Source organism: Pseudomonas sp. GW822-FHT03F04 (assembly GCF_058801405.1).
This window is the reverse complement of the sequence record NZ_JBXANF010000006.1, coordinates 363,087-389,849: the sequence shown is the minus strand read 5'-3', so window position 1 is coordinate 389,849 and position 26,763 is coordinate 363,087. Positions and strand designations below refer to the sequence as shown.

Annotated in this window: 16 protein-coding genes; 8 read left to right on the top strand and 8 right to left on the bottom strand. The window is 55.2% G+C overall.

Annotated elements, in window-relative coordinates; translation table 11 throughout:
- Positions 1-266: 266 nt before the first annotated feature.
- Both AC1RMX_RS16810 and AC1RMX_RS16805 read left to right on the top strand, forming a co-directional pair.
- Positions 267-6,389, top strand: coding sequence for a dermonecrotic toxin domain-containing protein (locus AC1RMX_RS16810; RefSeq protein WP_493072569.1), 6,123 nt, complete (start codon positions 267-269; stop codon positions 6,387-6,389).
- A gap of 50 nt (positions 6,390-6,439) precedes the next feature.
- A complete protein-coding gene (locus AC1RMX_RS16805) occupies positions 6,440-7,903 on the top strand; it encodes a leucine-rich repeat domain-containing protein (RefSeq protein ID WP_493072568.1) in 1,464 nt (487 codons plus the stop codon).
- Between the two features lie 48 nt (positions 7,904-7,951).
- Here AC1RMX_RS16805 and argR read toward each other — a convergent pair whose 3' ends face one another.
- The 7 genes from argR to acs form a co-directional block, all read right to left on the bottom strand.
- A complete protein-coding gene (gene argR, locus AC1RMX_RS16800; RefSeq protein ID WP_085709719.1) occupies positions 7,952-8,932 on the bottom strand; it encodes a transcriptional regulator ArgR in 981 nt (326 codons plus the stop codon).
- A 111-nt stretch (positions 8,933-9,043) separates the two neighbouring features.
- Positions 9,044-9,808, bottom strand: a complete 765-nt coding sequence (locus AC1RMX_RS16795; RefSeq protein WP_016983952.1) for an ABC transporter ATP-binding protein — start codon at positions 9,806-9,808, stop codon at positions 9,044-9,046.
- Between the two features lie 23 nt (positions 9,809-9,831).
- On the bottom strand, positions 9,832-10,944 hold the full coding sequence (locus AC1RMX_RS16790) for a succinylglutamate desuccinylase/aspartoacylase family protein (RefSeq protein WP_432217503.1): 1,113 nt from the start codon (positions 10,942-10,944) through the stop codon (positions 9,832-9,834).
- 1 nt (position 10,945) lies between these two features.
- Complete coding sequence (locus AC1RMX_RS16785) at positions 10,946-11,644, bottom strand: ABC transporter permease (protein ID WP_102621033.1); 699 nt, start codon at positions 11,642-11,644, stop codon at positions 10,946-10,948.
- Positions 11,641-12,330, bottom strand: a complete 690-nt coding sequence (locus tag AC1RMX_RS16780) for an ABC transporter permease (RefSeq protein WP_096818114.1) — start codon at positions 12,328-12,330, stop codon at positions 11,641-11,643. The genes AC1RMX_RS16785 and AC1RMX_RS16780 overlap by 4 nt, the downstream gene beginning before the upstream one ends.
- A 91-nt stretch (positions 12,331-12,421) precedes the next feature.
- A complete protein-coding gene (locus AC1RMX_RS16775; RefSeq protein WP_192558781.1) occupies positions 12,422-13,195 on the bottom strand; it encodes an ABC transporter substrate-binding protein in 774 nt (257 codons plus the stop codon).
- Between the two features lie 560 nt (positions 13,196-13,755).
- The gene (gene acs / locus AC1RMX_RS16770) at positions 13,756-15,711 is read right to left on the bottom strand and encodes an acetate--CoA ligase (protein WP_114884931.1); all 1,956 of its coding nucleotides are present in this window, start codon (positions 15,709-15,711) and stop codon (positions 13,756-13,758) included.
- A 463-nt stretch (positions 15,712-16,174) separates the two neighbouring features.
- Between acs and AC1RMX_RS16765 the strand changes: the two genes are divergently transcribed.
- From AC1RMX_RS16765 to AC1RMX_RS16740, 6 genes are all read left to right on the top strand, one after another.
- Positions 16,175-16,435 (top strand): DUF2790 domain-containing protein, encoded by a 261-nt coding sequence (locus AC1RMX_RS16765; RefSeq protein ID WP_102621035.1) that lies wholly within the window; start codon positions 16,175-16,177, stop codon positions 16,433-16,435.
- Between the two features lie 561 nt (positions 16,436-16,996).
- Positions 16,997-18,244, top strand: a complete 1,248-nt coding sequence (locus tag AC1RMX_RS16760; RefSeq protein WP_096818122.1) for a ribonucleotide-diphosphate reductase subunit beta — start codon at positions 16,997-16,999, stop codon at positions 18,242-18,244.
- A 346-nt stretch (positions 18,245-18,590) separates the two neighbouring features.
- On the top strand, positions 18,591-19,121 hold the full coding sequence (locus AC1RMX_RS16755) for a BRO-N domain-containing protein (RefSeq protein ID WP_493072593.1): 531 nt from the start codon (positions 18,591-18,593) through the stop codon (positions 19,119-19,121).
- 114 nt (positions 19,122-19,235) lie between these two features.
- Entirely contained in the window at positions 19,236-19,949 is a 714-nt protein-coding gene (locus tag AC1RMX_RS16750; protein WP_493072567.1) for an HNH endonuclease, read from the top strand.
- A gap of 595 nt (positions 19,950-20,544) precedes the next feature.
- Positions 20,545-23,475 (top strand): ATP-binding protein, encoded by a 2,931-nt coding sequence (locus tag AC1RMX_RS16745; RefSeq protein ID WP_493072566.1) that lies wholly within the window; start codon positions 20,545-20,547, stop codon positions 23,473-23,475.
- Positions 23,468-25,171 carry a response regulator receiver domain gene (locus AC1RMX_RS16740; protein ID WP_493072565.1) on the top strand — a complete coding sequence of 568 codons (1,704 nt, stop codon included), beginning with the start codon at positions 23,468-23,470 and terminating at the stop codon, positions 25,169-25,171. The genes AC1RMX_RS16745 and AC1RMX_RS16740 overlap by 8 nt, the downstream gene beginning before the upstream one ends.
- 55 nt (positions 25,172-25,226) lie before the next feature.
- Here the strand turns inward: AC1RMX_RS16740 and AC1RMX_RS16735 are convergent, their stop codons facing one another.
- Complete coding sequence (locus tag AC1RMX_RS16735; RefSeq protein WP_493072564.1) at positions 25,227-26,387, bottom strand: DNA cytosine methyltransferase; 1,161 nt, start codon at positions 26,385-26,387, stop codon at positions 25,227-25,229.
- Positions 26,388-26,763 lie beyond the last annotated feature (376 nt).

Here is a 26,763-nt window from a genome sequence, read left to right as displayed (position 1 = left end):
GCGATGGGGGGATTGTAAGGACAGTTTTCAGCCCGGCCTTGCCGCCAAGCGACAACTTCTTATAGCGCAAACCCCGGATTTTCCCGGGTTTACGGCAATGCGACATATAGCGTCGCAAAGGCGCAGTTTAAACTGCCGCCGGCCATTGCAGCACTCCTGCGAGCTTATCAATTACGAAGGCGCTTGCTGTCATACATATGTACCACCGGACACGGGATGCATTTTGCTCTGCTTGAGCTCCTTATCGACGCTCAAGGACGCCAACGATGTCTTCCACCACCGGGCAATCGCTCAACCCCGCTTCTCACTATGAACCGCTGGCCAAAGCGATCCCCGAATGGCTGGGCAAGGCCTCTCCCGCCCGACGCTCCGCATTGAAGAACAGCCGTCTCTCCCTCACCGACTCGCTCAAGGCAGCCCCGCGACCGCAGCACGATGCCCTCAGAAACGCCATCACCCAGCACATGACGGCACAAAATGCTGTCGATCAAATGCTCGACCGCGTGCAAAACGCCAGTACCTTCGCCGAGCCTCTGCTGACCGAGGCGCTGAAGTCGCGCTTCGACCTGGATCTGAATGTCAGGGAAACCTTTTTGCAGTTGTATATCCCCGTCACAGCGGCTGGCATGACCACCGGCACCCGGACGTGGACGGTGTCTCTGCTGGAGGCGGCACTGCATAACTTCGAGGTTGGCGAAACAGAAGCCGGTGCGTATGCCAGCGGCTCCTCGTTCATCACCCGCCCGTCGGCGACGGGGCAATTCGAAACGCTGGCGCCGCTCAATGCGAAACCCGGCATCCCGGCCTTTACCCGTCTTTGCCGGGAGCTGGATATCGGCGCCCGCTACAAGATCTATCTCGAGGAAAACCTCACGATTTCCAATCCGGTGGCGGCTGCGGTGCTGAGACACAAAGTCAACGCGACGCAAAAAACCGCACTGCGAGTCGCACTCAAGATGGCCCGGATGAAGGGCGATATCAGTGAAGCGAATCTGCTGTCGATTGAGAGCCTGCTGGATGGCGCAACCACCGTATTGATGAACGGCCAGCCAATGCGGTGCCACGACCTGACGATGATGTCGGTCGCCCTGACCGGGATCGTGATATTTGCGCCAGACCTCGAACGCACGAAAACCGCAGTCAGTGTGGTGGCTTACTTACCGGATGACCCGGAGCATCCGATCAAGGAGTACCGCTCCACCGCAGACCTCGCAAAAGAACTGATCCGGCAAATGCGCGGGACCGACTATCAGCGGTTCTTCAGCCGCTTTGTCGCTCACGAGCAGCGTGGACAATTCTTCGGCCAGCTCAAGCAACGTCTGAGCGAAGTGAAGTGGCACCCGCCCCAGGTCGGCAGTCAATTGCCGTCCTGGCACGAGACGCCCATCGAAAAGCCTGACCTGCAACTCGCTGTCACGCCCATCGTCGGCGATCTTTGGGAACATCTTTATCAGGGCAAGCTGAACAAGATCCTCAACGATGGGGCGGTGATTGCAGTTCCAACCGCAATGGTCGATCGCAATGCACGTTGGAGGCGCTGGGATTCGTTTGTCAGTGTCGCGGCGTCGATCCTGGAAATCGCCGCGTTCGTCGTTTTGCCGTTCGTGCCGTTTCTGGGCGAAATGATGATGGCGTACATCGCCTACCAATTGCTCGATGAGGTCTTCGAATCTGTCATTGATTGGGCCGAAGGTCAGACGACCGAAGCCAGCGAACATTTCTTTGCAGCGCTCGAATCACTGGTCCAGCTAGGCGCTTTCGGCATTGGCACTGGCATCGCCATGACTGAGCTGCCCAAGGTGTTGCCGGCCGAGGTGGTGGCGTTCATGGATCGCTTCCAGCCGGTGAAACTGCGCAACGGCAAAACCCTGTACTGGAAGCCGGATCTGCAAAGCTACGCCCGTGACATCGTGCCTGCGGCTGGTTCCACACCCGACGCGCAAGGCTTGCACTGGCATCAGGGTAAAAAACTGCTCCCGCTGGAGCAGGCGCACTTCGTCGTCAACGATCACGAGACACCCGGCAAGTTGCGGATTGAACACCCCGCGCGCACCGATGCCTATGAACCGATCGTGCGGCATAACGGCGAAGGTGCGTTTCATACCGAACTGGAAAATCCGCTGCAGTGGGACGGCGCCACCGTGCTGCGACGTATCGGCCCGCGCATGGAACCGTTCGCCCCGGCCCGGCGCGAGCGAATGCTTCAAGTCAGCGGCTACACCGAAGATGGCTTGCGCAAGATGCACGTGAATCAGGAGCGCGTGCCACCGTTGCTGGCCGACACCATCGAGCGCTTCAGGATCGATCAGGATCTGCAGACGTTCATCGAGCAACTGACCAGCGACGATCCAGCGATTTATCGCAAGGCCGATCCGTTGATCCAGCTTCAATTGCTCAACGAGCAGGGCTTGTGGCCGGACACCAAACGGCTGCGCCTGATCAATCCCCGGGGCGAAACGGTCTGGCAGTCCTCCGACAATGCGCAGCTCCCCCTGACAGACATTCACGCTGACCGGCTTATCGACAGCGACCTGCTCAAGACCTTGCTGCAAACCCTCGGCGAAGCCGAAATCCACGCCCTGCTCGATGAAGCGCTCGGACAGAAAATCGCCCTCGATGTACGCAGTCGTCAACTCAGGATCCGGCTCGCGCAGATCGCCGAACAGCAGCGCCCTGCTCTGTTCGAACAACGCTATCAATCACTCCAGCATCACGATACCCCGCTGGTGAAACAAGTGGCCCGGCACGTACCGCAACTGCCTGTCAGGATAACCGAAGAACTCATTCACACCGCCACCGGCACCGAGCTGCTGCAACTGGGCGAAGGCGCGTTTCCAGAGCGTCAGCAGCGACTCTCTGAAAACGCCCTGCACGAATTGCGGATCACCCGCGCCTATGAAGGACTGGAAATCGATTCGGTGCACAACCCGGATTCCGAAACCCTGGCACTGCACAGTCTGCCGCTGCTGCCGGGCTGGTCAGACGCGGTGAGTCTCGAAGTCCGCGACCAGTCGTTTGCAGGGAACAGGCTCGACACCACCGGCCCCGTGGGTGCTGCCATCGAGAAAATTCTGGTGCGCCGGGCCGACGGCACCTGGCAACCGTTCGACCAGGCCGGACTGGAACTGCACGGCCCGACGGATTTCTACACCAGCGTGCTGCAAGCCTTGCCCGATACACAGCGCCGGGCAATGAACCTGCAAATCGGCGAAGGGCAGAAACTCCGGCAGCTCATACGCGACAATCCCCTGCCACGCGCCAGCCTGCGACTCACACTGGCAGTCGAAACCGCTCCCGCTGCCGACGTCGACCCCCTTCGCCTGCTGGGCGCTGAAGGTTACTCACGCAATCTGTCACCCGACGACTCACCGCCTACCCTGGAAACCCGGGTGCGCGATGTTTTTCCCGGCATCACGCAAGAAGGCCTGCAGGCGATGGTGCTGCACCTGCAAAGCCATCTGGAGAATCCGATTGCCGAGCTGTCGCGCCTGCGCCTCGAATACGCACGCCTGGAAAACGATCTTGACCAATGGCGCCTCCAGGAAGTGCGGATCGATCCCGCGACCGGCCAGGAACTGTCCCTCGCCCGGCGGGCAGCCGCAGGGCGTGACCGACAAGTGTTCGCCCGCACACTGCTCAGTTGCTGGCGCCGGGAAACCCAGGAACGCTTTGGCTATCGCATGCGCTTCACCGAGCCTCTGCTGGGCGACCTGCCGGTGCTGACGGCGGACTTCAGCCATGTCATCAGCCTGGAATTGAGCGGCAGCGGAACATCTGCAGGCATCGAGACTTTCATAGGCTGCTTCCCTCGATTGTCCCGTCTCGACCTGCAGAACTTCGACCTGCACAACTTGCCGCAAGCCATCACGACCCTGCCCACCCTGCGGCAACTGCGGCTGCGTAAATGTGGAATCATCCTGACCCCGGAAAACCAGGCGCTACTGACATCACTCAACGAACTGGTGGAGCTGGACCTGAAGGACAACCCGCTGGGAACGAGCTTCGACGTGACCTTCATGCCTTCGCTGACCTACCTCAATCTGTCGCGCACCGGGATTGCCGAAGTGCCCGTCGGCTTGATCGATCACCCGCAGATCAGGAGCGCCTGGCTGACCGACAACCAGATCACCACGCTGCCCACAGCGCTGTTCGAGTTCTCGCCCACCGCCGGGGCCGGATACGATTTTTCCGGCAACCCACTCTCCGCCGCCGCGCGCGAACGGGTGAAAACCTATTTCACCCGCACAGGCGTCAATTTCGGCGTTCGCGCCGAACAGGCCGACATTGTTCGTACCAGAGCGCTGTTTCCGGACATCGACGAGGGCCAGGCCAGCGGCCTGATTTATCGCTTGCCCGGCTCACTGATTCAGGGCCGTCTGCAACTGACGGCGTGGGAAACCGAGTTGGCCACGCTGAGTACCGAGCTGACTCGCTGGGCCAGGGACATTCCCGACCGCGACCCGAACAGCGGCGTGATGCTGGAGGCCAACGAACGGTTTACCGAACAGGATGCGCGCGAGACCTTCGCCGGCAAGCTGCTGCGCCTGTGGCGTCACCGCTCGAAAATCCATCCTCACGCCAGGGCCGATGTCTTCACGGCCGAAGCTACGTTTATCGGCGACCTGCCGCAAATGAGCGCCGACTTCCACCACCTCACTGCGCTGACCCTCAACGGCAACAAAGGCCTGCGCGGCAATGCACCCTTCCTCAAAAGTTTTCCCCGGCTCAAGCGGTTGTTTCTACGCGATGGTGAACTCGATCAATTGACCCAAACCCTCACCGGGCTGCCGATGCTGGAGGTATTGGTACTGGACAACTGCGGCGTGAGTTTCACCGCCGAGTCACTGACGGCGCTGGCCGCGATGCCCAGACTCGAATCACTGGAACTGCCACGAAATCCGTTGGAACTGGTACCCGACCTGCAAACCCTGAGTTCTCTGACTTACCTTGACCTGTCGCGTACGGGCCTGCTGGAAATCCCGCCCGGCCTGATCGATCACCCGAAAATCAAGACCGCGATCCTCAGCGAAAACCAGATCACCGAACTGCCCGAGGCACTGTTTGAGTTATCGGCCCAGGCTGGTGACGGCTACGACCTGTCGAACAACCCACTGACCCTCGCCACTCGAGAAAGGATCAAACAGTACTGCCGTGAAACCGGCCAGGATTTCGCCGTCCTCGCCGACGCGGCCGATATCGAAACCACCCAGCAGCTGTTCCCCGACCTCGACGCGCAGGACGCCAGCGATGTGTTCTACAGCTTGCCGGGCTCACTCGAGGATAGCCGTAGCCAGCTGCGGCACTGGCAGGCAGAAATCCGTCAACTGAACGCCGACCTTGCGCGATGGGCAACGACAGGGCCAAGCACTCATCCGACCACGGGGCAATTGCTTAACCCCCGGCAGTTATTCGTGATGCAGGCGAACAGAAGACAATTTGCTCAGCGGATCGAAGAGTTGTGGCGTTTCCGCCTGACTGAGAAACCCACAGAACGAGGCAATGTACTGATCGCGGAACTGCCTTTCATCGGCGAGCTTCCCGTGCTGTCAGCGGACTTCAGCCACATCGCCAAACTGACCCTCGACGGTAACCCGACTCTGAGCGGCATCGATGCCTTCCTTTCATCCTTTACCGGCCTTCGTCACTTGGAACTGCACGAATTCAGACTGGAGCACTTGCCCCAGGCGTGCGAGCGCATGCCCTCGCTGGAACGTCTGGTACTGGAGTACTGCGAGCTGACCCTGACGCCACCCACCCAGGCTCGCCTGTCTTCGATGGCCCGATTGCAGTTCCTCAACCTGAGCCATAACCCGTTGGGCGCCACACCGGAGTTGAAGAAATTGCCGGCGCTGATCCATGTGCGACTGATCGACACCGGATCAGCGAACTGCCCGACAGCCTATTCGACCTTCCCGTGCTTTCGCCCAACCAGTTCATTCTGGGCGAAAATCCGTTGTCACCCGCCACGCGCGAACGAATCAAAAGCAGCTACCAGCGCAACCGGCAAAACTTCGGGGTGTCGATGCCCCAGGCGGATATCGACCGCGTGCTTGCGCTGTTTCCCGCGCTGGACGCGGAGCAAGCGAGTCGAATGCTCTACCTGTTGCCGGGAACACTTGATCAAGGTCGCCTTCAAATCGCTCAATGGGAAACGGAATGGCAGCAGCTGGATGCGACGCTCAACCGTTGGGTCGGGGACATTCCCACACAACATCCTTCAACCGGTGCCCAGTTCACTGATGAGGAAAAAGTCGTTGAGCGCTCCGGGCGCGATCAGTGTCGCCGGGATCTGCAAGCATTCTGGCGCGCCCGCTCAACAGCCCAACCCGAGGCGCGATCGGACAGGCTGGTTCTCAACCTCCCCTTCATCGGTGAGCTGCCAACGCTGAGCGCAGACTTCAGCCACGTCGCAACCCTGTCGATCACCGGCAATGCCCAGTTGCGTGCCGGCGATGGATTCCTTGGCGCTTTCACAGGGCTGAAAACCCTGGAACTGCGCGACCTGGGCTTGCAACAAGTGCCGGATTCATTCCGGCGCATGCCTGCCCTGGAAAGTCTGGTACTGAGCAACTGCGCGGTGGTGTTGGATACCAAAGGTCGCGCCACTCTCGCCTCGCTGACGCGCTTGAAGAAACTCGATCTCTACAACAATCCGCTGGGGTTGGCTCCGGACATCCGTTCCCTGCCGGCGCTGGATTTTCTCGATCTGGCCGGTACCGCGATTGCCGAGGTACCCATCGGGATGATCAATCATCCGGAGCTGGAAATCGTCATCCTCAACAACAATCGCATCAGTGAGATTCCAGACGAAGTTTTCAACTTGCCGGCGGAAATCGGCAATGGCTACGACTTCGGCAACAACCCCCTGAGCCCTGCGACTCGTGAACGGGTCAAAGACTACTTCAGACGCACCGGCGGTGATCTCGGCGTGCTTGCCGAAGAAGCGGATCGAGCGCGGGTGCAAACGCTGTACCCCGCGCTGGACAATGATCAGGCCAGCACTTTCATCTATCGCCTGAGCGGAACGTTGGCCGACGGTCGCCAGGAAGTGGCGCGTCGGGAAACGGCGCTGAGTGATCTCACCCGCAGCCTCACCCTTTGGAGCGACGAGATTCCGGCGAATCCGCTCAACGGCCAGCCACTGTCGGAAACCGCACGATTGCGACAGGAGCAACTGCGCTCACAGTTCGCCGAAGCGCTGCTGACCTGCTGGCGCAAGATCCCGATAGAGGATTCAAGTCTGGACAGTTACGGGTTCAGCCATACCGTGAGTTTCATCGGCGAACTGCCGACACTGGGCGCCCCATTTCCCTACGTGCCAGACCTGTTCCTGGTGGGTGATGGCCACTCATCACGGCTCGGTCGTTTCCTCGAAGCCTTTACCGGCCTCGACAGCCTGGCAATCCGCGAATTCAATCTGGGCGATATTCCCAAGGACGTCTTCACCATGAACCGGCTGACCGCGCTGAGCCTGCCGGACTGCGAAATCCGCCTGACACACGAGTCCGTCGCGGCACTGGCGGGGATGGACAAACTCGAAGTGCTCAACCTGCGCAACAACCCGCTGGGGCTGACGCCGGACGTGAGCAACCTGCATGGTCTGACCGATCTGGACTTGAGTGATACCGGGATCACCGAGATACCAAAAGGGACGCTGGAAAACCTGTACTGGAACGAGCTTGACCTGTCCGGCAATGCGATCACTGACATACCGGAAGAAATAATGGATGTGCCCGCGACGGTCGGTGACCGCTACGACTTGCGCAACAATCCGCTGTCACCCCAAAGCCTGGCCCGGGTTCGGGCTTACTATCAGGAAACGGGTAACAACCTGAACGTTGCCAGCATCGACGGTACGCCGAGACTGCCGGAAATGAGGCCTGATCTGGAAATCGAAGACTGACCGAGACAGCGCCATGGCAGCCAAAGCCATGGCGTCGTTGGCAGCGGATCAACCGCGCTCTGGCGGCACCGACGACAGTTCGAACGGGCTGCTGCTGCGCCGCTGGTTGCGGTCTTCCCGTGGCGTGGCGCCGAAGAAGTTGCGATAGGCGCTGGAGAAATGCGGCCCCGAGGAGAAACCGCACGACAGGCCGATCTGGATGATCGACTTGCTGGTCTGCATCAACATCTGCCTGGCCTTGTTCAGGCGCAGTTCCAGGTAGTACTGGCTCGGCACGCGGTTGAGGTATTGCTTGAAGATCCGCTCCAGCTGGCGACGGGATACACACACATGCTGGGCGATTTCGTCGGTGGTCAGCGGCTCTTCGATGTTGGCTTCCATCAGCAGCACGGCTTGCGTGAGCTTTGGATGGCTGGAGCCGAGACGGTTCTGCAATGGAATCCGCTGACGCTCGCCGCCTTCACGAATGCGTTCGACCACCAGTTCTTCGGAGACCGCACCGGCCAGTTCAGCACCGTGATCACGGGCCAGCACCGCCAATAGCAAATCGAGTACCGACATGCCGCCGCACGCCGTCAGGCGATCGCGATCCCAATCGAACAGATGGCTGGTGGCGATGACTTTCGGGAAGCGTTCGGCGAAGTCGTCCTGCCAACGCCAGTGCACAGCAGCGCGATAACCGTCGAGCAGACCGAGTTGCGCCAACGGATACACACCGGCCGACAGACCGCCGATCACACAACCAGCGCGCACCAATTGTTTCAGCGCGCTGCTGAGTGCCGGCGCCAAAGTCGTCGGTGGCTCGTCAGCGAGCAGGAACAGTTTCTGGAAGTTTTCGAGCTTGCCGGCCCAGGGTTCGCCGGGCAGTTGCCATTCACCTTCGGTCGGTGCTTCGGCCTGCAGGAACGACAATTCGTAAACCACGTCCGGATGCACACGCTGGGCAACACGCAAGGCCTCCTCTGCCAGCGCCAAAGTCAGAGCTTTAGTGCTGGGCCAAATCAGGAAACCAATTCGATGGGCAGTCATGGCGGGCGATCCGAAACGTAAACAGAGGGAAAAACCGAAATCGGCTGCAACCAAATTAGACCATCTGGCGCGCTGCGCAGCATGACCTAATTTGGTGCATAACGGGAGCGATTACTTGAGGCTGCCCGAGAGGAATTGTTGCAAACGTTCCGATTGCGGATTGACCAGCACTTCCCGCGGGTTGCCGCTTTCTTCCACGACGCCTTTGTGCAGGAACACCAACTGGTTCGACACTTCACGGGCGAAGCCCATTTCGTGGGTCACCACCACCATGGTGCGGCCTTCCTGAGCGAGGGCCTGCATGACTTTCAGCACGTCGCCGACCAGTTCCGGGTCGAGGGCCGAAGTCGGTTCGTCGAACAGCATCACTTCCGGTTCCATCGCCAGCGCACGGGCAATTGCCACACGCTGCTGCTCACCACCGGACATGTGCCCCGGGAACGCGTCTTTACGATGAGCCACGCCCACCTTGTTCAGGTAGTACTCGGCTTTTTCGCGAGCTTCGGCCTTGGACACGCCCAGCACGTGAACCGGCGCTTCCATGATGTTTTCCAGCGCGGTCATGTGCGACCACAGGTTGAAGTGCTGGAACACCATCGACAGGCGCGAACGCATGCGTTGCAGCTGTTTCGGATCAGCGGCTTTCAGTGCCCCGTCCTTGTTTGCCACCAGCTTCAACTCTTCGTTGTTGAGCAGGATCTTGCCCGCGTGCGGCTGCTCGAGCAGGTTGATGCAGCGCAGGAAAGTACTTTTGCCGGAGCCACTGGAGCCGATGATGCTGATCACATCGCCGGCGGCCGCTTTCAGGGAAACGCCCTTGAGCACTTCGTGACTGCCATAGCGTTTATGCAGGTCTTGGACTTCAAGTTTGTACATGCGGTCGGTTCTCACAAAAACAGTCAGTCGTTGAGCAAAGGGCCGTCGCGCAGCGCATCGCGCCCCGCCACTTTGGCCAGCCAGAAACCGGGTTGGGCGTAACGCAGCCGCTCAATGGCAAACAGCACCCCGGACGTACCAGCACACACCGTGCTGACCCGATCCGACAGCGGATCGATCACTTCAAAAATCTTGTCACCGGCTTCAACCCACTCGCCGGGCTTGCGCAGAAAACTCACCACGCCAGGATGCGGCGGCAGGAGCAGTTCCGTGCCTTCGAACGGCATGCCTTCGCACGGTTCGCGCACGGCGCTTGGCCACTCGCCACGGATCAGGCCTTGCTCGGCGAGGAACGCCAGAATGCCTTCTGCCCAGGCCTCAGCCTGTGCAGGTGTGGTGTCAGCCTGACCGCCGAGTTCAACGGTGGTCGCCAGGCACGCCAGTGGAATCTGCGCGTCCGGGAACAGGCGCGACAGACGCAGCCACGGCAGCGAACAGGCTTCGTCGAACGAGCTGCCACCGGAATCTTCCGCCAGCAGGCCGACCTTCACGTCCAGGTGCGCAGCGAGCGAACGCCACTGCGGCCAGTGTTGCGGCAAGGCATACATGTGCAGTGCGGCTTCGCAGTCGCAATGCAGGTCCAGCACCACATCGGCGGTGGCGGCATGTTGCAGCAGGATGCGCTGCATGCCTTGCAACTGGCTGCTGGCCTCGGGCAATGCGGCCAGGTGATCGGCCATCGCCTGACGGATCAGACGGATGTTGGCGTGCGGATCATCACCGAGTTGTCCTTGAAGCTTAGCGGCCACCGGCGCGCTGAGCTCGACGAAATCACGGTTGAAATTCTTGCCGCTGCCGGCCTCGAAGCGCCCTTGGTGGTTGCCTTGCAGCAACTGGCCAAGACCCAGCGGGTTGGCCACCGGCACCAGTTCGATGACGCCGTTGAGCAGGCCTTTGGCTTCGAGTTCGCCGAGGCGTTTTTTCAGTTCCCAGGCAGTGCGCATGCCGGGCAATTCGTCAGCGTGGAGGCTGGCCTGAATGTAGGCCTTGCGCTCACCGCTACCGAAGCGAAACACCGAAATCCGGCGCTCGCTGCCCAGGTGGCTCCACGGCAGAACGTGGTCGATGCGTTCCATATCAGTGCTTCCTCGGGGCCAGGTAGCTCAGCCAGCGACGCTCGGCCAGCTTGAACAGGCGCACCAGAATGAAGGTCAGGCACAGGTAGAACACGCCGGCGGTGATGTACGCCTCGAACGGCAGGTAGAACTGCGCGTTGACGGTACGGGCCGCGCCGGTGATATCGATCAGGGTCACGATGGAGGCCAGACTGGTGGTCTGCAGCATCATGATCACTTCGTTGCTGTACTGCGGCAGTGCCCGGCGCAGGGCCGATGGCAACAGGATGCGCTGGTACATCTTGAAGCGCGACATGCCCATGGCCTTGGCCGCTTCGATCTCGCCATTCGGCGTGGCCTTCAGGCTGCCGGCGATGATTTCGGCGGTGTAGGCGCTGGTGTTGATCGCGAATGCCAGGCACGCACAGAACGTTGCGCTGGACAGCCACGGCCAGAGGAAGCTTTCACGCACCGTTTCGAACTGGGCCAGACCGTAGTAGATCAGGAACAGTTGAACCAGCATCGGTGTGCCGCGAATCACGTAAGTGAAGAGCCACGCCGTCATGTTGACGACGGCATTCTTCGAGACGCGCATCAGCCCCAGCGGCAGTGCCGCGAGCAGACCGAAGAACAGCGACAGCGCGAGCAACTTGAGGGTGGTCACCAGACCGCCGAGGTACAGCGGCAGGGCCTCCCAAATGACGTTGTAGTCGAAGATCATAGATCAGCCGCCCTTACGCCTACCGAGTAGCGCTTCTCAAGGTGACGCAGCGCCAGCAACGAGACACTGGTGATCACCAGGTACATCGCCGCCACTGCGAGGAAGAAGGTGAAAGGCTCGCGGGTGGCGTCGGCCGCCTGCTTGGCCTTGAACATCATGTCTTGCAGACCGACCACGGAAATCAGCGCGGTGGCCTTGGTCAACACCAGCCAGTTGTTGGTGAAGCCCGGAATCGCCAGACGAATCATCTGCGGCACCAGCACCCGGAAAAACACCTGGACACTGCTCATGCCGTACGCCATGCCCGCTTCGGCCTGACCTTTGGGGATCGCCATGAACGCGCCACGGAAGGTTTCCGACAGGTACGCACCGAAGATGAAACCGAGGGTGCCGATACCAGCGGCCAACGGGTTCAGGTCGATGTAATCGTCATAGCCGAGCATCGGTGCGACGCGGTTGAGCAAGTCCTGGCCGCCGTAGAAGATCAGCAGGATCAGCACCAGATCGGGAATCCCGCGGATCACCGTGGAATACAGATCGCCCAGCCAGGCCAGCCAGCGCACTGGCGACAGGCGCAATGCGACACCGATCAGCCCGAGAACGATGGCCAGGGCCATGGACGACAAGGCGAGCTGAAGCGTCAGCCAAGCGCCATCGAGGATGACAGCCCCGTAGCCTTTCAACATGATTCAGGTCCTCGAAAGTTGGGATGAAAAAATGGCGCAAACCGCAGAGATCCTGTTGCTTGCGCCATTTCGGACGGGTCGAGCGACGTCTTTACTTGCCGTAAATGTCGAAGTCGAAGTACTTGTCCTGGATTTGCTTGTACTTGCCGTTTTCGCGGATGGCCGCGATGGCAGAATTGATCTTGTCTTTCAGGGCGTCGCCCTTGCGCACCGCGATACCTACGCCGTCGCCGAAGTATTTGACGTCGGTGAAGGCCGGGCCGACGAACGCGAAGCCTTTGCCGGCGTCGGTTTTCAGGAAGCCGTCATTCAACAGCGTAGCGTCAGCCACGGTACCGTCGAGGCGACCGGCGGCCACGTCGAGGTAGATTTCGTTCTGCGAGCCGTATGGCTTGATTTCGGCACCCAGCGGGGCCAGGACTTCGCGGGCGAAACGCTCGTGGATCGAACCACGTTGTACGCCGATGTTCTTGCCCTTCAGCTCGGTCAGGCCTTCGCTGACAGCGGTGCCTTCTTTCATGACCAGGCGAGCCGGGGTGTTGTAGTACTTGTTGGTGAAGTCCACGGACTTCTTGCGGTCGTCAGTGATCGACATGGACGACAGGATCGCGTCGATCTTGCGCACTTTCAGTGCCGGGATCAGACCGTCGAATTCTTGCTCGACCCACTGGCACTTGACCTTCATTTCTTCGCACAGTGCGTTGCCGATGTCGTAGTCGAAACCGACGATGCTGCCGTCCGGCGCTTTGGAAGCAAATGGAGGGTAAGCCGCTTCGATACCGATCTTCAGAGGCTTTTCATCGGCGAATGTCGGCAGGGACAGCACGGACAGTGCCAGGGCGCCAAGCAGCACAAGTTTCTTCATCTTGGGACTCCATCGGTAAAGGGCAAAAACGGCAGAGTGAGCGACAGCCCAATATGCGAATGGGTGAATCGGGAAAGCGGTGCTGCATCTGTGGGAAATTTCCCATTGAAACCGTCAGCGATTTCAACACGAGCCACGACGAGCGAGTGATCGGCATTCTAACGACAGGCCCGAAGCCGATATTTCTTCAATGCGACAACTAATTACAGATGCACCGAGAAACCCGCTTGAGCACATTGACAGCTCCGCAATTTCATGCAAGAGCGAAAGACAGTGAACCGATCTATGCTGCAAATTGCGGGCCTATTATTCGCAAACCCTTCTAATCCGGCAAGCGCGGGGTGATGTCTTATTTTTCACAGGGTGTTTTGAGGCCCTGAAACAGGGCGCGGCGTTTCCCATCGCCCCGTTGCGGAGCAGACGGTTACACATTCAGTTACTTGAAGCCTGACGGGTAACAGTGGGAAGTGCCTGACGGATGAAACCGATAATTATTGAAAAACAAAAAGCCCCGCCCGGCGTGATGCCGGACGGGGCTTTTCAGCCTTCAGACCCGCCGCTTACGCGACGTTCATGGTCTTGTGCGTATCGATCAGATGCTGCACCACACCCGGATCGGCCAGGGTGGAGATGTCGCCCAGACCTTCGTATTCGGCCGTAGCGATCTTGCGCAGGATGCGGCGCATGATCTTGCCCGAACGGGTCTTCGGCAGCCCCGGCGCCCACTGGATCACGTCCGGCGAAGCGATCGGGCCGATCTCCTTGCGCACCCAGTTCTTCAACTCCAGGCGCAGCTGCTCGCTCGGTTCTTCGCCATTCTTCAGGGTGACGTAGACATAAATGCCCTGCCCCTTGATGTCGTGCGGCACACCGACCACCGCCGCTTCGGCGACTTTCGGGTGAGCGACCATCGCGCTTTCGATCTCGGCGGTACCCATGCGGTGGCCGGACACGTTGAGCACGTCGTCCACACGACCGGTGATCCAGTAGTAACCGTCGGCATCGCGACGAGCACCGTCACCGGTGAAGTACATGCCACGGAAGGTCTTGAAGTAGGTGTCGACGAAACGATCGTGGTCGCCGTACAGGGTGCGCGCCTGACCTGGCCACGAATCGAGAATCACCAGATTGCCTTCGGCTTCGCCCTCAATGATGTTACCGAGGTTGTCCACCAGCGCCGGCACCACACCGAAGAACGGACGCGCTGCCGAACCCGGCTTCAGGGTATGAGCGCCCGGCAGCGGGCTCATCATGTTGCCGCCGGTTTCGGTCTGCCACCAGGTATCGACGATCGGGCAACGGGACTTGCCGACGTTCTTGTAGTACCAGTCCCAGGCTTCCGGGTTGATCGGCTCGCCCACCGAACCGAGCAGGCGCAGGCTGCTGCCGTCCGCGCCTTCAACAGCGGCGGTGCCGGAAGCCATCATCGCGCGGATCGCGGTCGGCGCGGTGTAGAGGATGTTGACCTTGTGCTTGTCGACGATCTTCGCCACCCGGGTGATGTCCGGGTAGTTCGGCACGCCTTCGAACAGCAGCGTGGTCGCGCCGTTGGCCAGCGGGCCGTACACAATGTAGGAGTGACCGGTGACCCAACCAACGTCAGCGGTGCACCAGTAGATTTCGCCCGGGCGGTAGTCGAACACGCGCTCGTGAGTCATGGCCGCGTACAACAGATAGCCGCCAGTGGTGTGTTGCACGCCCTTCGGCTTGCCGGTGGAGCCGGAGGTATAAAGGATGAACAGCGCTTCTTCGGCGCCCATCTCTTTCGGCGCGCAAACAGTGCCCGCCACTTTCATCAGGTCTTCGTACCAGATGTCGCGATGCTGGTTCCACTTGATGTCGCCGCCGGTGCGTTTGCACACGATGACTTTCTGGATGCTGCTGGTTTCCGGGTTGGTCAGGGCGTCGTCGACGTTGGCCTTGAGGGAAATCTTCTTGCCGGCACGGATGCCTTCGTCAGCGGTGATCACCACTTTCGAGCGGCAGTCGATGATGCGACCGGCCAGGGCTTCCGGCGAGAAACCACCGAACACCACCGAGTGAATCGCGCCGATCCGGGTGCAGGCCAGCATGGCGACCACGGCTTCGGGGATCATCGGCATATAGATAGTCACCACGTCGCCGCGGTGCACGTCCTGGCCACGCAGGGCGTTGGCGAACTTGCAGACTTGTTCATGCAGTTCGCGGTAGGTGATGTTACGGCTTTCGGAAGGATCGTCGCCTTCCCAGATGATGGCGACCTGATCGCCGCGCTCGGCCAGATGACGGTCGAGGCAGTTGTAGGAAACGTTCAGGGTGCCGTCGGCAAACCACTTGATGTCGACATGATGGTCGTCGAACGAAGTCTGTTTCACCGTGGTGAAAGGCTTGATCCAGTCGAGGCGCTTGGCTTGTTCGCGCCAGAAGCCGTCAGGGTTGACGACCGACTGTTGGTACATGGCTTTGTAGGTCGCCTCGTCGGTCAGCGTATTGGCCAGAACCTCGGGGCGAACGGGATACAGGGAAGCCGCACTCATCTTTCCTACCTCGGTGTAATAGTTGTTTTTGTATGACCCTGTTGTAGCCGGGGCGCCCGTATAGAACCATTCGACGATGGTAGTAACAAGCCCCTACAAAACATCCAGATACCCCGGAGACGCGCGGCCAATACCTTTGCGAAACACCCTGCAACCCTTGCGGGATCTGGTCTGCAAGCGATTCTGGCGAGTCGATTACTCAGGAAAGTCGCATCACCGACATCACGATATCCGCCGATTGTTACCAAATCTGCCAAAGGTGTTTATCAAAACCGAGTCTGTTTACCCCCACCCCACCTCCCTAGAATTCACCTCGCCGACAAGGCAAAGCGATTAACAACGTTACAGCCCCCACGAAGGCCGTTAATCCAGCTCTTAAGTAACAAACCAAAACGATGAAGTTCCACACGCAACCCCAAAAAGGTTGCGTGACCCCATTCGACCTCAAGAAGGTAAATTTCAAATGAAAGCTTTATTGGTTCTGGCCCTCAGCAGTCTGTGCGCAACCGCCATGGCAGACGAGGTCCCGACTGATGTCGCACAGCAACAACCGGCCATCGAGGAATACACTTACTCCACTCACCTGGACATCGCCAACGTTGTATCGATGAGCGAAGTTCCGAATGTCTGCGAAGTGGTTCCGATGAAAATGGAGTACGACGACTCCACCGGCCAGCGCCACATCCTGCGTTACAGCGTGATGGGTAACGGCTGCACCAATTGATGGTTTGAGACTGCACCGAATCGGATCACTCAGCGCAACATCGAGGGTCGATTCCAGCCCGGCTTCGGTCGGGCTCAGTTGTGTTTGAAGGGACGTAAAAGGGTTGCAAAACACAAGATATAGTGAAAAACGCGGTTTTTTGCTCGTTTTTTGAGCAACCAATCACACGCAGAAAAATTAATGAAAAAAAATTCTCCGGGGCCAATCCCGGCGAAAGCCCTGTAAACCCTCGCTCCGATCGAAATCACCCCAGCGCTCGACCGCCCTGCGCTGTTTCGCCCTCCCCCACGCCGGTGTTTTTTTCCCTATAATGCCGCCCAATCGGGTCAGCAATATTCCCTTACAGGGATCAAAGCCATTCTGAAGCCCCGCAGCAGCGACAACGCTGACCTGCGCCCATCAGAGGCTCTCGGAAACCCGTACAAAATTCTGTTTTATTGCCTGCCTTAGCTGCTGCAAAAAACGATTCCTTAAGATCCAACGCGGCCAGTACGGTCGTGTGAAAAACCAACCATCAGTTTTCACACGGGCATCTGGCCCTCACGCAGGAGACGACACGTCATGCTGAGCTGGGACGAATTCGACAAAGAAGACAGTGAAGTAGCCGTAAAAGGCGCCAACGCCGGCCACGCTACCGAAGCCAACATGGACCGCCTCGACAGCGCCGGCGGTGCCGCTGCTCTCGAAGCCCGCGCCGTAACCGCTGCTGACTCGGCCGCCGTGGCCCGCGCCAAGGCTGCACTGGATTCCCTCGACGTCGCCGAAGGCCTCGCCGAACTCGAAGGCTCCGCCGCCCGTGTCGCCGTTGACGAAAAGCGCATGATCAACTGCCGCGCCGACCTCAACCAGCTCGTGCCATTCAAGTACGACTGGGCCTGGCAGAAATACCTGGACGGCTGCGCAAACCACTGGATGCCGCAAGAAGTCAACATGACTGCCGACATCGCCCTCTGGAAAAACCCGGAAGGCCTGACCGACGACGAGCGCCGCATCGTGATGCGCAACCTCGGCTTCTTCTCCACCGCCGACTCCCTGGTTGCCAACAACCTGGCCCTGGCCGTGTACCGCCTGATCACCAACCCGGAATGCCGCCAGTACATCCTGCGCCAGGCGTTCGAAGAGGCGATCCACACCCACGCCTACCAGTACTGCATCGAATCGCTGGGCATGGATGAAGGCGAGATCTTCAACATGTACCACGAGATCCCGTCGGTCGCGAAAAAAGCCGCCTGGGGCCTGAAATACACCCGCGCCATCTCCGACCCGGAATTCAACACCGGCACCGTCGAAACCGACAAAGAACTGCTGCGCAACCTGATCGCCTACTACTGCGTTCTGGAAGGCATCTTCTTCTACTGCGGCTTCACCCAGATCCTCTCCATGGGCCGCCGCAACAAAATGACCGGCGTCGCCGAGCAGTTCCAGTACATCCTGCGCGACGAATCCATGCACCTGAACTTCGGCATCGACGTGATCAACCAGATCAAAATCGAAAACCCACACCTGTGGGACGCCGAAATGAAGGAAGAAGCTTCGCAGATGATTCTGCAGGGCACCCAGCTGGAAATCGAATACGCCCGCGACACCATGCCTCGCGGCGTACTGGGCATGAACGCAGCGATGATGGAGGACTACCTGAAGTTCATCGCTAACCGTCGTCTGTCGCAGATCGGCCTTAAAGAAGAATATCCAGGGACGACTAATCCGTTCCCTTGGATGAGCGAGATTATGGACTTGAAGAAAGAGAAGAATTTCTTTGAGACTCGTGTGATCGAATACCAAACTGGTGGTGCTCTGAGCTGGGACTAATCGTCTCGCTCACCACGATTTGACGATTGCTGCTTGAGTCGTCGAATTGAGAAAGCAAAAAGCCCCGATTTGATCGGGGCTTTTTTATGGGCGACTGGTTGCCCTTTTCCGTCCCTACGTTGCAGAGTTCAATCTCCTATAGCACTTACAGCCGCTTCGCATTGAAGCCAACTGCAAGCACCTCTAAGCTCAATTGCAGGTGCCTAAGAAACACCCAACGTAGAAAGCTTGGCCAGTTACACAGACGTACATGTCGTCGGTGGAGCTGCCCCGCTCGTTGGGATTTCTTAAGTCCACTCTACGTTGGGGTCAGGCCCTCCAAAAATCTAACGTAGAGGTAATGGATATGCCCGATCCTTTTTCTGTAACAGTCTTCTCTCGTCACAACCTCGCACTACACGCCCTTCTGCTCGAAAACCAAACGTGGTTCTGCGCTCGCGATGTCGGCCGCTTGATGGGTGTCCATCTGTGCGAACGCATGGTCAATAAGCTAGACAAGGATCAACGTCGCGTTTTGTGGATTGAGTATTTTCGGCAACCTGAAAAGCAACTGATGCTCAGCGAGTCCGGTGTGTATGCGCTGCTGGTGTACCACTACGTTCCCGGGAATCGGTTGTTACGTGAATGGCTGACTCATCAGGTGGTACCGGCCTTGCGTGATGCAGAACACTCGGGACATTCAGATCGGCCGATGTTGAGTTTGTTAGATTGGCCGGAGATGTCATTGAGTCTGCTGCATTGGCAGGATGAAGGCTGGATTCGACTGCGGGATATGCCTTATCTGCTGAACGATCAGACGCAACGGCGGACACCGGGGAAGCCTTGGTGGCGAAAGGTTGCGCAGGTGCTTCAGTCTTCGAGGCACTCCATGGGCTAGTGACGGTGATTGTAGGACTTCGCGAGATCCGTCGTTATTTTCTGTAGGAATTTTCGTAGACATCAGTGATGGCCACTCAGTATCGTCCGAGGGTTTTCAACCCTCGGCGATTTTATGAGCGACAAGAAAAGAGACACTGACTGGACTGTTGCTGAGATTGAGGCAGCGGTTGGCACCTATCTCAAAATGCTTGAACTAGAGCTCGCGGGTCAAAAATTCAACAAGGCCCATGAGAATCGCGTGCTACGCGCATCAGCCTTGCCGACTCGCACAAAAGGCTCTGTAGAATTCCGAATGCAGAACATCTCCAGAGTCCTCATGATGATGGATCGGAAACCCATTAAGGGTTACAAACCGGCGAAAAACGTTGGTTCGAATGTTGAACACTTAATTCAAACAGCTCTCAAAAATCACGGCTTCCACCCGGGCGACCCTGCTATTCCGACCGCCGACGAAGAAACACTAGAGCGCCGAGCTGTTGCGATTCAGAAGAAAAAGATAAAAGAGCCGCCTAAAGGTATTAAAAAACCAAAGAAAGCTGCTAGCTCTCGCACGGTTTATGTTCGCGATCCCGAGGTCAGAGCCTGGGTACGAAATGAAGCTGATGGGCATTGCGAAGGCTGTGGTGAACCTGCCCCATTCCAAAAGCTTGATTTGCCTTTTCTCGAAATTCACCACGTTAAGCCGCTTGCGGAAAAAGGCTCGGATCAAATATCGAACGCTGTGGCGCTATGCCCAAACTGCCACCGACGCTGTCACCATTCGAACGACAGTAAGGATTTCACCGAGTTGCTTTACCGGACGCTGAAACGATTGAAGCGAGAGTAATTGGTCCGCACAAAAAACTGAGGCATGAGGATTTATCTCCTAGAAGCTGCGCAGTAATCGGCAAATAACTTGATCTCAATGACCCCGCGCAGGGGCCTGGAGAAGACGGCTCCATTGCGAAGGCGGTGAATTCCTCAGAAAATCGATAACCTCACAACTCCAAGGATGGTGTTTGGGCTTTGGTATAGACATCAGGAAGGCAGGTTAACGATTACGAATCGTTAACCACAACGGCCGACGAGAAAGCAATTTTTTTGATTTTTCAGCGACTTAGAACGTAAGAACCACCAATTCGCTAACTTCGAGGTTTACCCGTAAGCAATACATTGATAGCGTCAGTAGGTACATTCGCTCGTTAAAGGGCAAAAGGGATATGTGACTAGGGAAGATGAGATGGAACAAATGATCATGACCATTCAAAATTCATCACTTTTTATAAGCTCAGCTGAGCCCTTACCTGCAGGTAACTCACCAGCCAAGACCACTAATAGCCTGCGAGTGGCACCAACGCTGAAATGTGGAACCTCAATAAAAATTTCAATACAGCTTAGCACTCTACAAGCCCGAAAAAATCGGCAAATGATGAGATTTATATATGTCTAATTCAGTTGCCTTTCAAACCAGGGCACGAACGATTGATCACCTTGGTAGAGAACAGATTGCTGACGTACCTACCGCCGTAAGTGAACTATGGAAGAACGCATATGATGCTTATGCGCATAAGGTAGCACTGCACATCCACGGCGGAGAAAAACCTGTAAGCGTTATTATCGATGACGGTCACGGGATGACCATGTCGCAATTTATCGATAAATGGCTAGTAGTAGGTACAGAATCCAAAGCAGGGGTCGATGAAGTTCCAAGAGCTTTTCGAAAAGGACTTTCATTAAGACCAAAGCAAGGTCAAAAAGGAATTGGTCGCCTCTCCGTAGCAGCGCTAGGTTCCACCGTACTAGTGATATCAAAACAAGCTGGAGAACCCTATGTATGCTGCCTGATAGATTGGAGACTATTCGAAAACCCATACTTATTAATGCAGGATATCACTTTACCTGTAATTAATTTCGATGACAGATCAGAGCTACCCAAGCTTGTGCCGGGAATGATAAAAAAACTACTAGAGAATCTGGATGGAAATTCTGGCTCCGACGGGCGCTCTCTAAGACTCAAAAGTGCATGGAAAGAATTTGATGAATCTCAAACGCATGATGGGTCAACACTCGCGGCTCCTAGCGAGCAAATAAAAAGCGCACTGAACAGTTATATTTTTTCAGAACACTTTTTATCCGATTGGGACGTTTGGTCGCTCAAGGCCGAGTCAGGCACGGCGATGATAATTACCGAATTAAATGCTGCTCTAGAGGCCTGGGTAATTGATCCTCGAAAAATAACAGACGAAACTGAATCCATCAAAGCATCACTTATCAGAACCCTATCTGGATTTTCCGACCCTTATGTTGAAAATGATGACATTTTAGACTACCGGGTGGTTGTACATGGAAATGACGGCGAGAAAGTGGTTGTGGGCGCCAAAGAAATCTACGGAATAGAATACTTGCACTCGCTCGACCACTGCATCGAAGGAGACGTTGATGAATATGGAGTATTTAGAGGAAAAATTAGAGCTTTTGGAAAATATCAAGGCGAAGTTGAACTAACACCTTCTCACCCAGTACCGACATCACCTAGGGAACGAGTTGGGCCGTTCTCAATCTGCCTAGGATCGTTTGAGGGGAATGCTAGGTCCAGTACACTTCCTCCTGCTGTGCATGCTCAGGTTATGGCAAGAGCAGAAAGCCACTCTGGCCTCAACATTTATCGAGATGGTTTAAGAGTCATGCCATATGGCCGACCAGAAAATGACTTTTTCAAGATTGAAGAGCGGCGACAGATGAATGCTGGCCGGGAGTTTTGGGCAAGCCGTCGAAGCTTTGGTCGTATTGCCCTTACTCGCTCTAAAAACCCCAATCTAAAAGACAAAGCTGGTCGAGAGGGAGTCATTGACAACACTGCAAGTCGCGCAATACAAATACTTGTAGTTGATTTATTAAAAGTAACGGCGCGACGATACTTTGGATCTGACTATGAACGCCGCGATGAATTGATCGGAGAGATTCAAGCGGAAAATGATGCTGCAGCGCTTAAAGCAAAATCAGCCAGGACAGGACAACTTAACTCTTTCAGAAAGTCTGTTCGAGAGTTATCACCAATTTTGGAAGAGAATCTGGAATCGCTTGAAATCTTAAGCAATGCGGTTGCTGATATAGTCAATCGTCAAAACGCCGAAGAGTTGTGGTCTATATCTAGCAGAGTTGAGGCATTGCAAGATGTACGCGCCGACCTCAAGCTACCACCTAAGCCTAAAAATCTTGGAAAATTCGAAGACCGCTACAGAGAATACAGAGCTACCTTTTCAGAATTCTCTGAAAAGGTAGAGGCATTAAAAAATTTATGGTCGACAGAAACCGAAAGACTTAGCGCACGCCCTGCAATTGACATCGCTCGCTCTAAACTAGGCAGCAATCAAAAATTCATAAGCGACAGACTTATTCGATGGAAAAAAGGCATCTTAGACGCACTAAAATCAGAGATTGATCGATTTGATTCTTGTGTAAATAACGATCAAAAAGAATTCTATAAAAAGTCAGCGCCGTTACTACTTGATTTGGAACAGGGCCGTACACCGCTTCGTATAGTTTTACAAGAAATGGACTCTATTCGTGACGATCTAGTTTTAAGATTTTCGGACCAGTATGATCCTTATTTAAGAAGTCTTCGGCAGCTGTCAGAAGGGGTTGACCTGGATGGGGTGTTTGCCTACGCCGGTGCTAGAACAGAGACGTTAGAAAAAAAACTTGAGCAAATAGAAGGCCTGGCACAAATCGGAGTAAGTGTCGAAATTCTCAGTCATGAGCTTCACTCACTTGATAGACGTCTCGAGTCAGGCTTGAAGTCTTTGCCGAAAGAAGCCCAGAAAACCAATGCTTACATCGCTGCGGATGAGGCTCGAATGGAGCTAGTTGAACGACTCAGCTTTCTATCTCGACTTCAAGTTTCTGGGGCGGACGTCAAACAAGAAATAACCGGCATTAACATTGAAGAGTATCTCCGAGCGTTCTTCGGAGCAGCTCTCGCAAGCGCTCATATCTCATTAGTCGTAACGGATGAATTCAAGAATATTGCTTTCACAGAATACCCCTCACGAATCTACCCAGTTTTTATAAACCTGGTTAATAATTCCTTGTACTGGGTTTCAAATCGCGACGAGAGAGTAATACAGTTGGCAGTGAAGGCAGGTGCAATAGTACTTAGCGATTCCGGCCCAGGAATAGATGAAGACGATGTCAGCAATCTATTCGAGCTATTTTTCACACGCCGAGTACGAGGTAGAGGTGTAGGACTTTATCTTTGCCGACAAACCTTAGCGGCAGGTGGCCATAAAATATCATACATCACGGACGGTGACTTTAAATTACTGCCCGGCGCTAACTTTACAATTACTCTACGGAATGGATTCGATGCCTAATGTATCTGCTGAAATGCTCAAGGAAGCATTTATTGATCCGATTCGATTTGCACTATTGGTCGACGACGAGTTTCCGACCTATATGGAGATGATCAGCCCGCCAGATGGCAAAAGGTTTCAGCTGAATCGGGCAGGAGAGCTTTTCGAGTTTTGCAGACAGCGCGGCTGGTTATGTGATGTAGACAATGTGGCTGCTGTAGCGATGCAATTCGAACGAGAGAAAAGCCTCAATCAATCGGATCTGCTGATACTTGACTTCCACCTAGATCCCAGCAAACCTGACGACCCGAGCAAGTCTATAAGTATTTTGCAGGATCTCGCTAACTCTGACCATTTCAATCTAGTGATAATCTACACAAGTGCGGAACCCAGCAGAGTTTTGCGAGAAGTAGCCTTTTGTCTGGGGGGCGGAGTAAGCTCCAGCGCTGAAGAACAGGACTCAACCACTCGCATAATAGAGGACATGGAAGAGTCCGACTACGACGACGCCTTGTCAGCACTATCTATTGACATAATTGAAAATTACCTACTAGCACGAAGACCGAATGGTAATGCGAATGAGCTGCGTGCAATCTTAAACAGGCTGCAGATACCACCACGAAACCACAACTCTGTCATCAATGGTCTTTGCGAAGACTATTTTAGTAGGGACTTAGAGAGAGAAGTTCTTCGCAGGCGCAACGGTAATGAAAAAATTGAAGCTAGCTTTGGACGGCCTACAGACTGCAAATGGGTTTCGCAAGGTAATCTTTTTGCAGTAATCGTTAACAAGTCCGAGGGAGCTTCTGTTTTAGAGCAACGCCTTCATCAGGCACTAATCGAATGGTCCCCCTCTCCATTGCGGGTTTTAATGGTCCATGCTCGCGCATCCTTGGAACGTGCAGGGACCATTTCAGATGAAAAAGTTCTTGATACGCCGCGCCGTCAAGCTGGATGGCTATTGCGCATTCTACTTGCTCGCACTGAAGAGGAAACCCAGCGTTACATGCAAGAACTCTACGGTAGGCTTTTCGAGCGCTTAGTTAGCTCAATTGAAAGCAAAATGATTGCATTTGGCACAAGACTCATTCACTTAAATGGGGAAGAGCCGGTTGCAGTGGCCACAAGAATGTCATGCGCAGGTGAGCTCACGAAAGAACAAGCATACCATGCACTTAATGAGCACTTATGTTCGGACAACTACAAAGAGCTAGTAATGACTACTGGTGTTGTTTTCCGTACCAGTAAAAATGCGGTGTACCATTATTGGTTATGTGTATCTCCTGCATGCGATCTGGTGCCCGGGCAGAACGCTGGGGGGTGGGATGGAGATCTTCATCCATTCAGGCCAATTTCTGCAGTTAGACTAACTCCTGTGAAGAACGCCGCAGCACTGACTCTAAAACTTCAAAATGCCGAACAAGGTAGAAATATATTTATTTATGTTGATGGCGAGCCAGTAGCACTAGAAGTTGCTAACGAAGAATCTCGACAAATGAAAATAGAAGTCCTTCTACTAGCAGATGAAGGCATCGTAGTAGACTCAAAATTTAACGGCTTCAATATTAACAAACTTGGGGGCACACCCAGTATCAACCCAGCAATTTTCGAAGTAGTTGGCGTTTTAAGGGCAGATTATGCAAATAAGCTACTTGCAGACTCAGGGCATCAAAGATCTAGAATAGGAGTAGACTTCGTTAATTTACCAACTCACTAATTATAAAACTGGGGAGCTGTACGCTCCCCAATTTTCGTTATGTCGGAAACTAATCTTAAAATGTCGCCTGATTCTGAATCATCGCAGCGGAAAGATGTTTCAGCAGGACCTTCGCCAATTTAATTGGTACGGCGTTCCCAATCTGGGCGCCGCTTGCCATAAGGCCACCTTGAAAAACGAAATCCTCAGGAAAGCCCTGTATACGAGCGGCCTGTCTAACTGTTATTCCGTGATTCTCTACTGGATGAACAAATCTTCCTTTAGATGGATTGATACAGGCAGTAGTCATGGTTGGTGCTGGTTTTGTAGGATCAATCCGACCGTAAACATCGGTATGTCCGCTGTGCTTAGTATGACACTTCAGAACCCTACCAGACTGGGAGCGACTTCCGCCATTAATTGGAGTATTTTTGAAAAGTTCCACTAACGCGTCTGTATGGTTCATATGGACGTTATTGGGGTCGCCCGCAACGGCTGGCCTAAAAGCTGTTTCAGCTGATAACCACGGAGACTTTCCAACTTTTTCCGATTGGGGGGCGTTTGGTGAAGCATGAGTTGGTGCAGGAGGCCACTCTACCGAAAGTGGACGTCTTTTATCTATACCAAGAATAAAGACACGCTTACGATTTTGCATCACACCATAATCGCAGGCATTAAGAATAACTGGCTCAGCAATGTAATATTCGGCCTCCCGCCCCATTTCATAGAATTGCTCAAGATATTCTTTATGTCTAGGCCAAAGAAGACCCGGTACATTTTCAACCAAAAAGACTCTAGGACGTAGCGCAGCAACGTATTCGAAATACCTACCAAGCAACTTATTCCGAGGATCCCCTACACCAGCATTGTTAATCCTATGTCTAGAAAATCCTTGGCAAGGAGGGCCTCCTACAATAATATCGCATTGACCCGGCTTTAACTTCCAATGCTTCATAGCGTCTTCTGGGTCCAGATGCAAAATATCCTTATTTAAAAGCAAGTCTGGAAAATTAGTTTTGGTTGCAATATTGGCGTGATAGCTACTGCTGGCATTTTTGTCGATTTCAAGGGCACCTACGACGCTAAGACCTGCCTGGATAGCACCCAAAGAGAATCCACCCGCTCCTGAAAATAGATCAACAGTCAGAATATCTTCAGGTTTGAGACAACGTTGCATATGCGTGACATCGCTTTGCGCGGAACCTAGATAATTCGACTTTTCACCGCCCAAGGTCAATTGGCAATGCTCCATCATTAGGCTCACTAAAAATTGTCGATTTTAGCTCACCATCAATGCCCATGTCATTTTTAATGGAAGCTGAAGTCGGTCAGCCCGTTGCAAGTCATCGGCAATCACTGCAGTGAATTACACAGCATTGCTGAAATTACGCCGCCGCGATCATTTCTGGCATTGAAATTGCATAAAATAACATTTTGAACCGTAAATTTATCCCTTTCAGAGCTTTGCACTCCTTTCAGGGAAGATGTGTGAGAAAGTTTCAGATACACCTTTCAGTACAAGACAACGTTTTGCCATGTCAGCAAGACACATTAGCATCACCTGAGGATTGCATGATCTGTGTATCAAATGTTCGGTAGCTCATTCCAGTGAC

Coding starts and splice junctions, on each gene's coding strand:
- AC1RMX_RS16810 (WP_493072569.1), top strand. CDS start 267: ATGTCTTCCACCACCGGGCAATCGCTCAACCCCGCTTCTCACTATGAA.
- argR (WP_085709719.1), bottom strand. CDS start 8,932: ATGACTGCCCATCGAATTGGTTTCCTGATTTGGCCCAGCACTAAAGCT.
- AC1RMX_RS16795 (WP_016983952.1), bottom strand. CDS start 9,808: ATGTACAAACTTGAAGTCCAAGACCTGCATAAACGCTATGGCAGTCAC.
- AC1RMX_RS16790 (WP_432217503.1), bottom strand. CDS start 10,944: ATGGAACGCATCGACCACGTTCTGCCGTGGAGCCACCTGGGCAGCGAG.
- AC1RMX_RS16785 (WP_102621033.1), bottom strand. CDS start 11,644: ATGATCTTCGACTACAACGTCATTTGGGAGGCCCTGCCGCTGTACCTC.
- AC1RMX_RS16780 (WP_096818114.1), bottom strand. CDS start 12,330: ATGTTGAAAGGCTACGGGGCTGTCATCCTCGATGGCGCTTGGCTGACG.
- AC1RMX_RS16775 (WP_192558781.1), bottom strand. CDS start 13,195: ATGAAGAAACTTGTGCTGCTTGGCGCCCTGGCACTGTCCGTGCTGTCC.
- acs (WP_114884931.1), bottom strand. CDS start 15,711: ATGAGTGCGGCTTCCCTGTATCCCGTTCGCCCCGAGGTTCTGGCCAAT.
- AC1RMX_RS16765 (WP_102621035.1), top strand. CDS start 16,175: ATGAAAGCTTTATTGGTTCTGGCCCTCAGCAGTCTGTGCGCAACCGCC.
- AC1RMX_RS16760 (WP_096818122.1), top strand. CDS start 16,997: ATGCTGAGCTGGGACGAATTCGACAAAGAAGACAGTGAAGTAGCCGTA.
- AC1RMX_RS16755 (WP_493072593.1), top strand. CDS start 18,591: ATGCCCGATCCTTTTTCTGTAACAGTCTTCTCTCGTCACAACCTCGCA.
- AC1RMX_RS16750 (WP_493072567.1), top strand. CDS start 19,236: ATGAGCGACAAGAAAAGAGACACTGACTGGACTGTTGCTGAGATTGAG.
- AC1RMX_RS16745 (WP_493072566.1), top strand. CDS start 20,545: ATGTCTAATTCAGTTGCCTTTCAAACCAGGGCACGAACGATTGATCAC.
- AC1RMX_RS16740 (WP_493072565.1), top strand. CDS start 23,468: ATGCCTAATGTATCTGCTGAAATGCTCAAGGAAGCATTTATTGATCCG.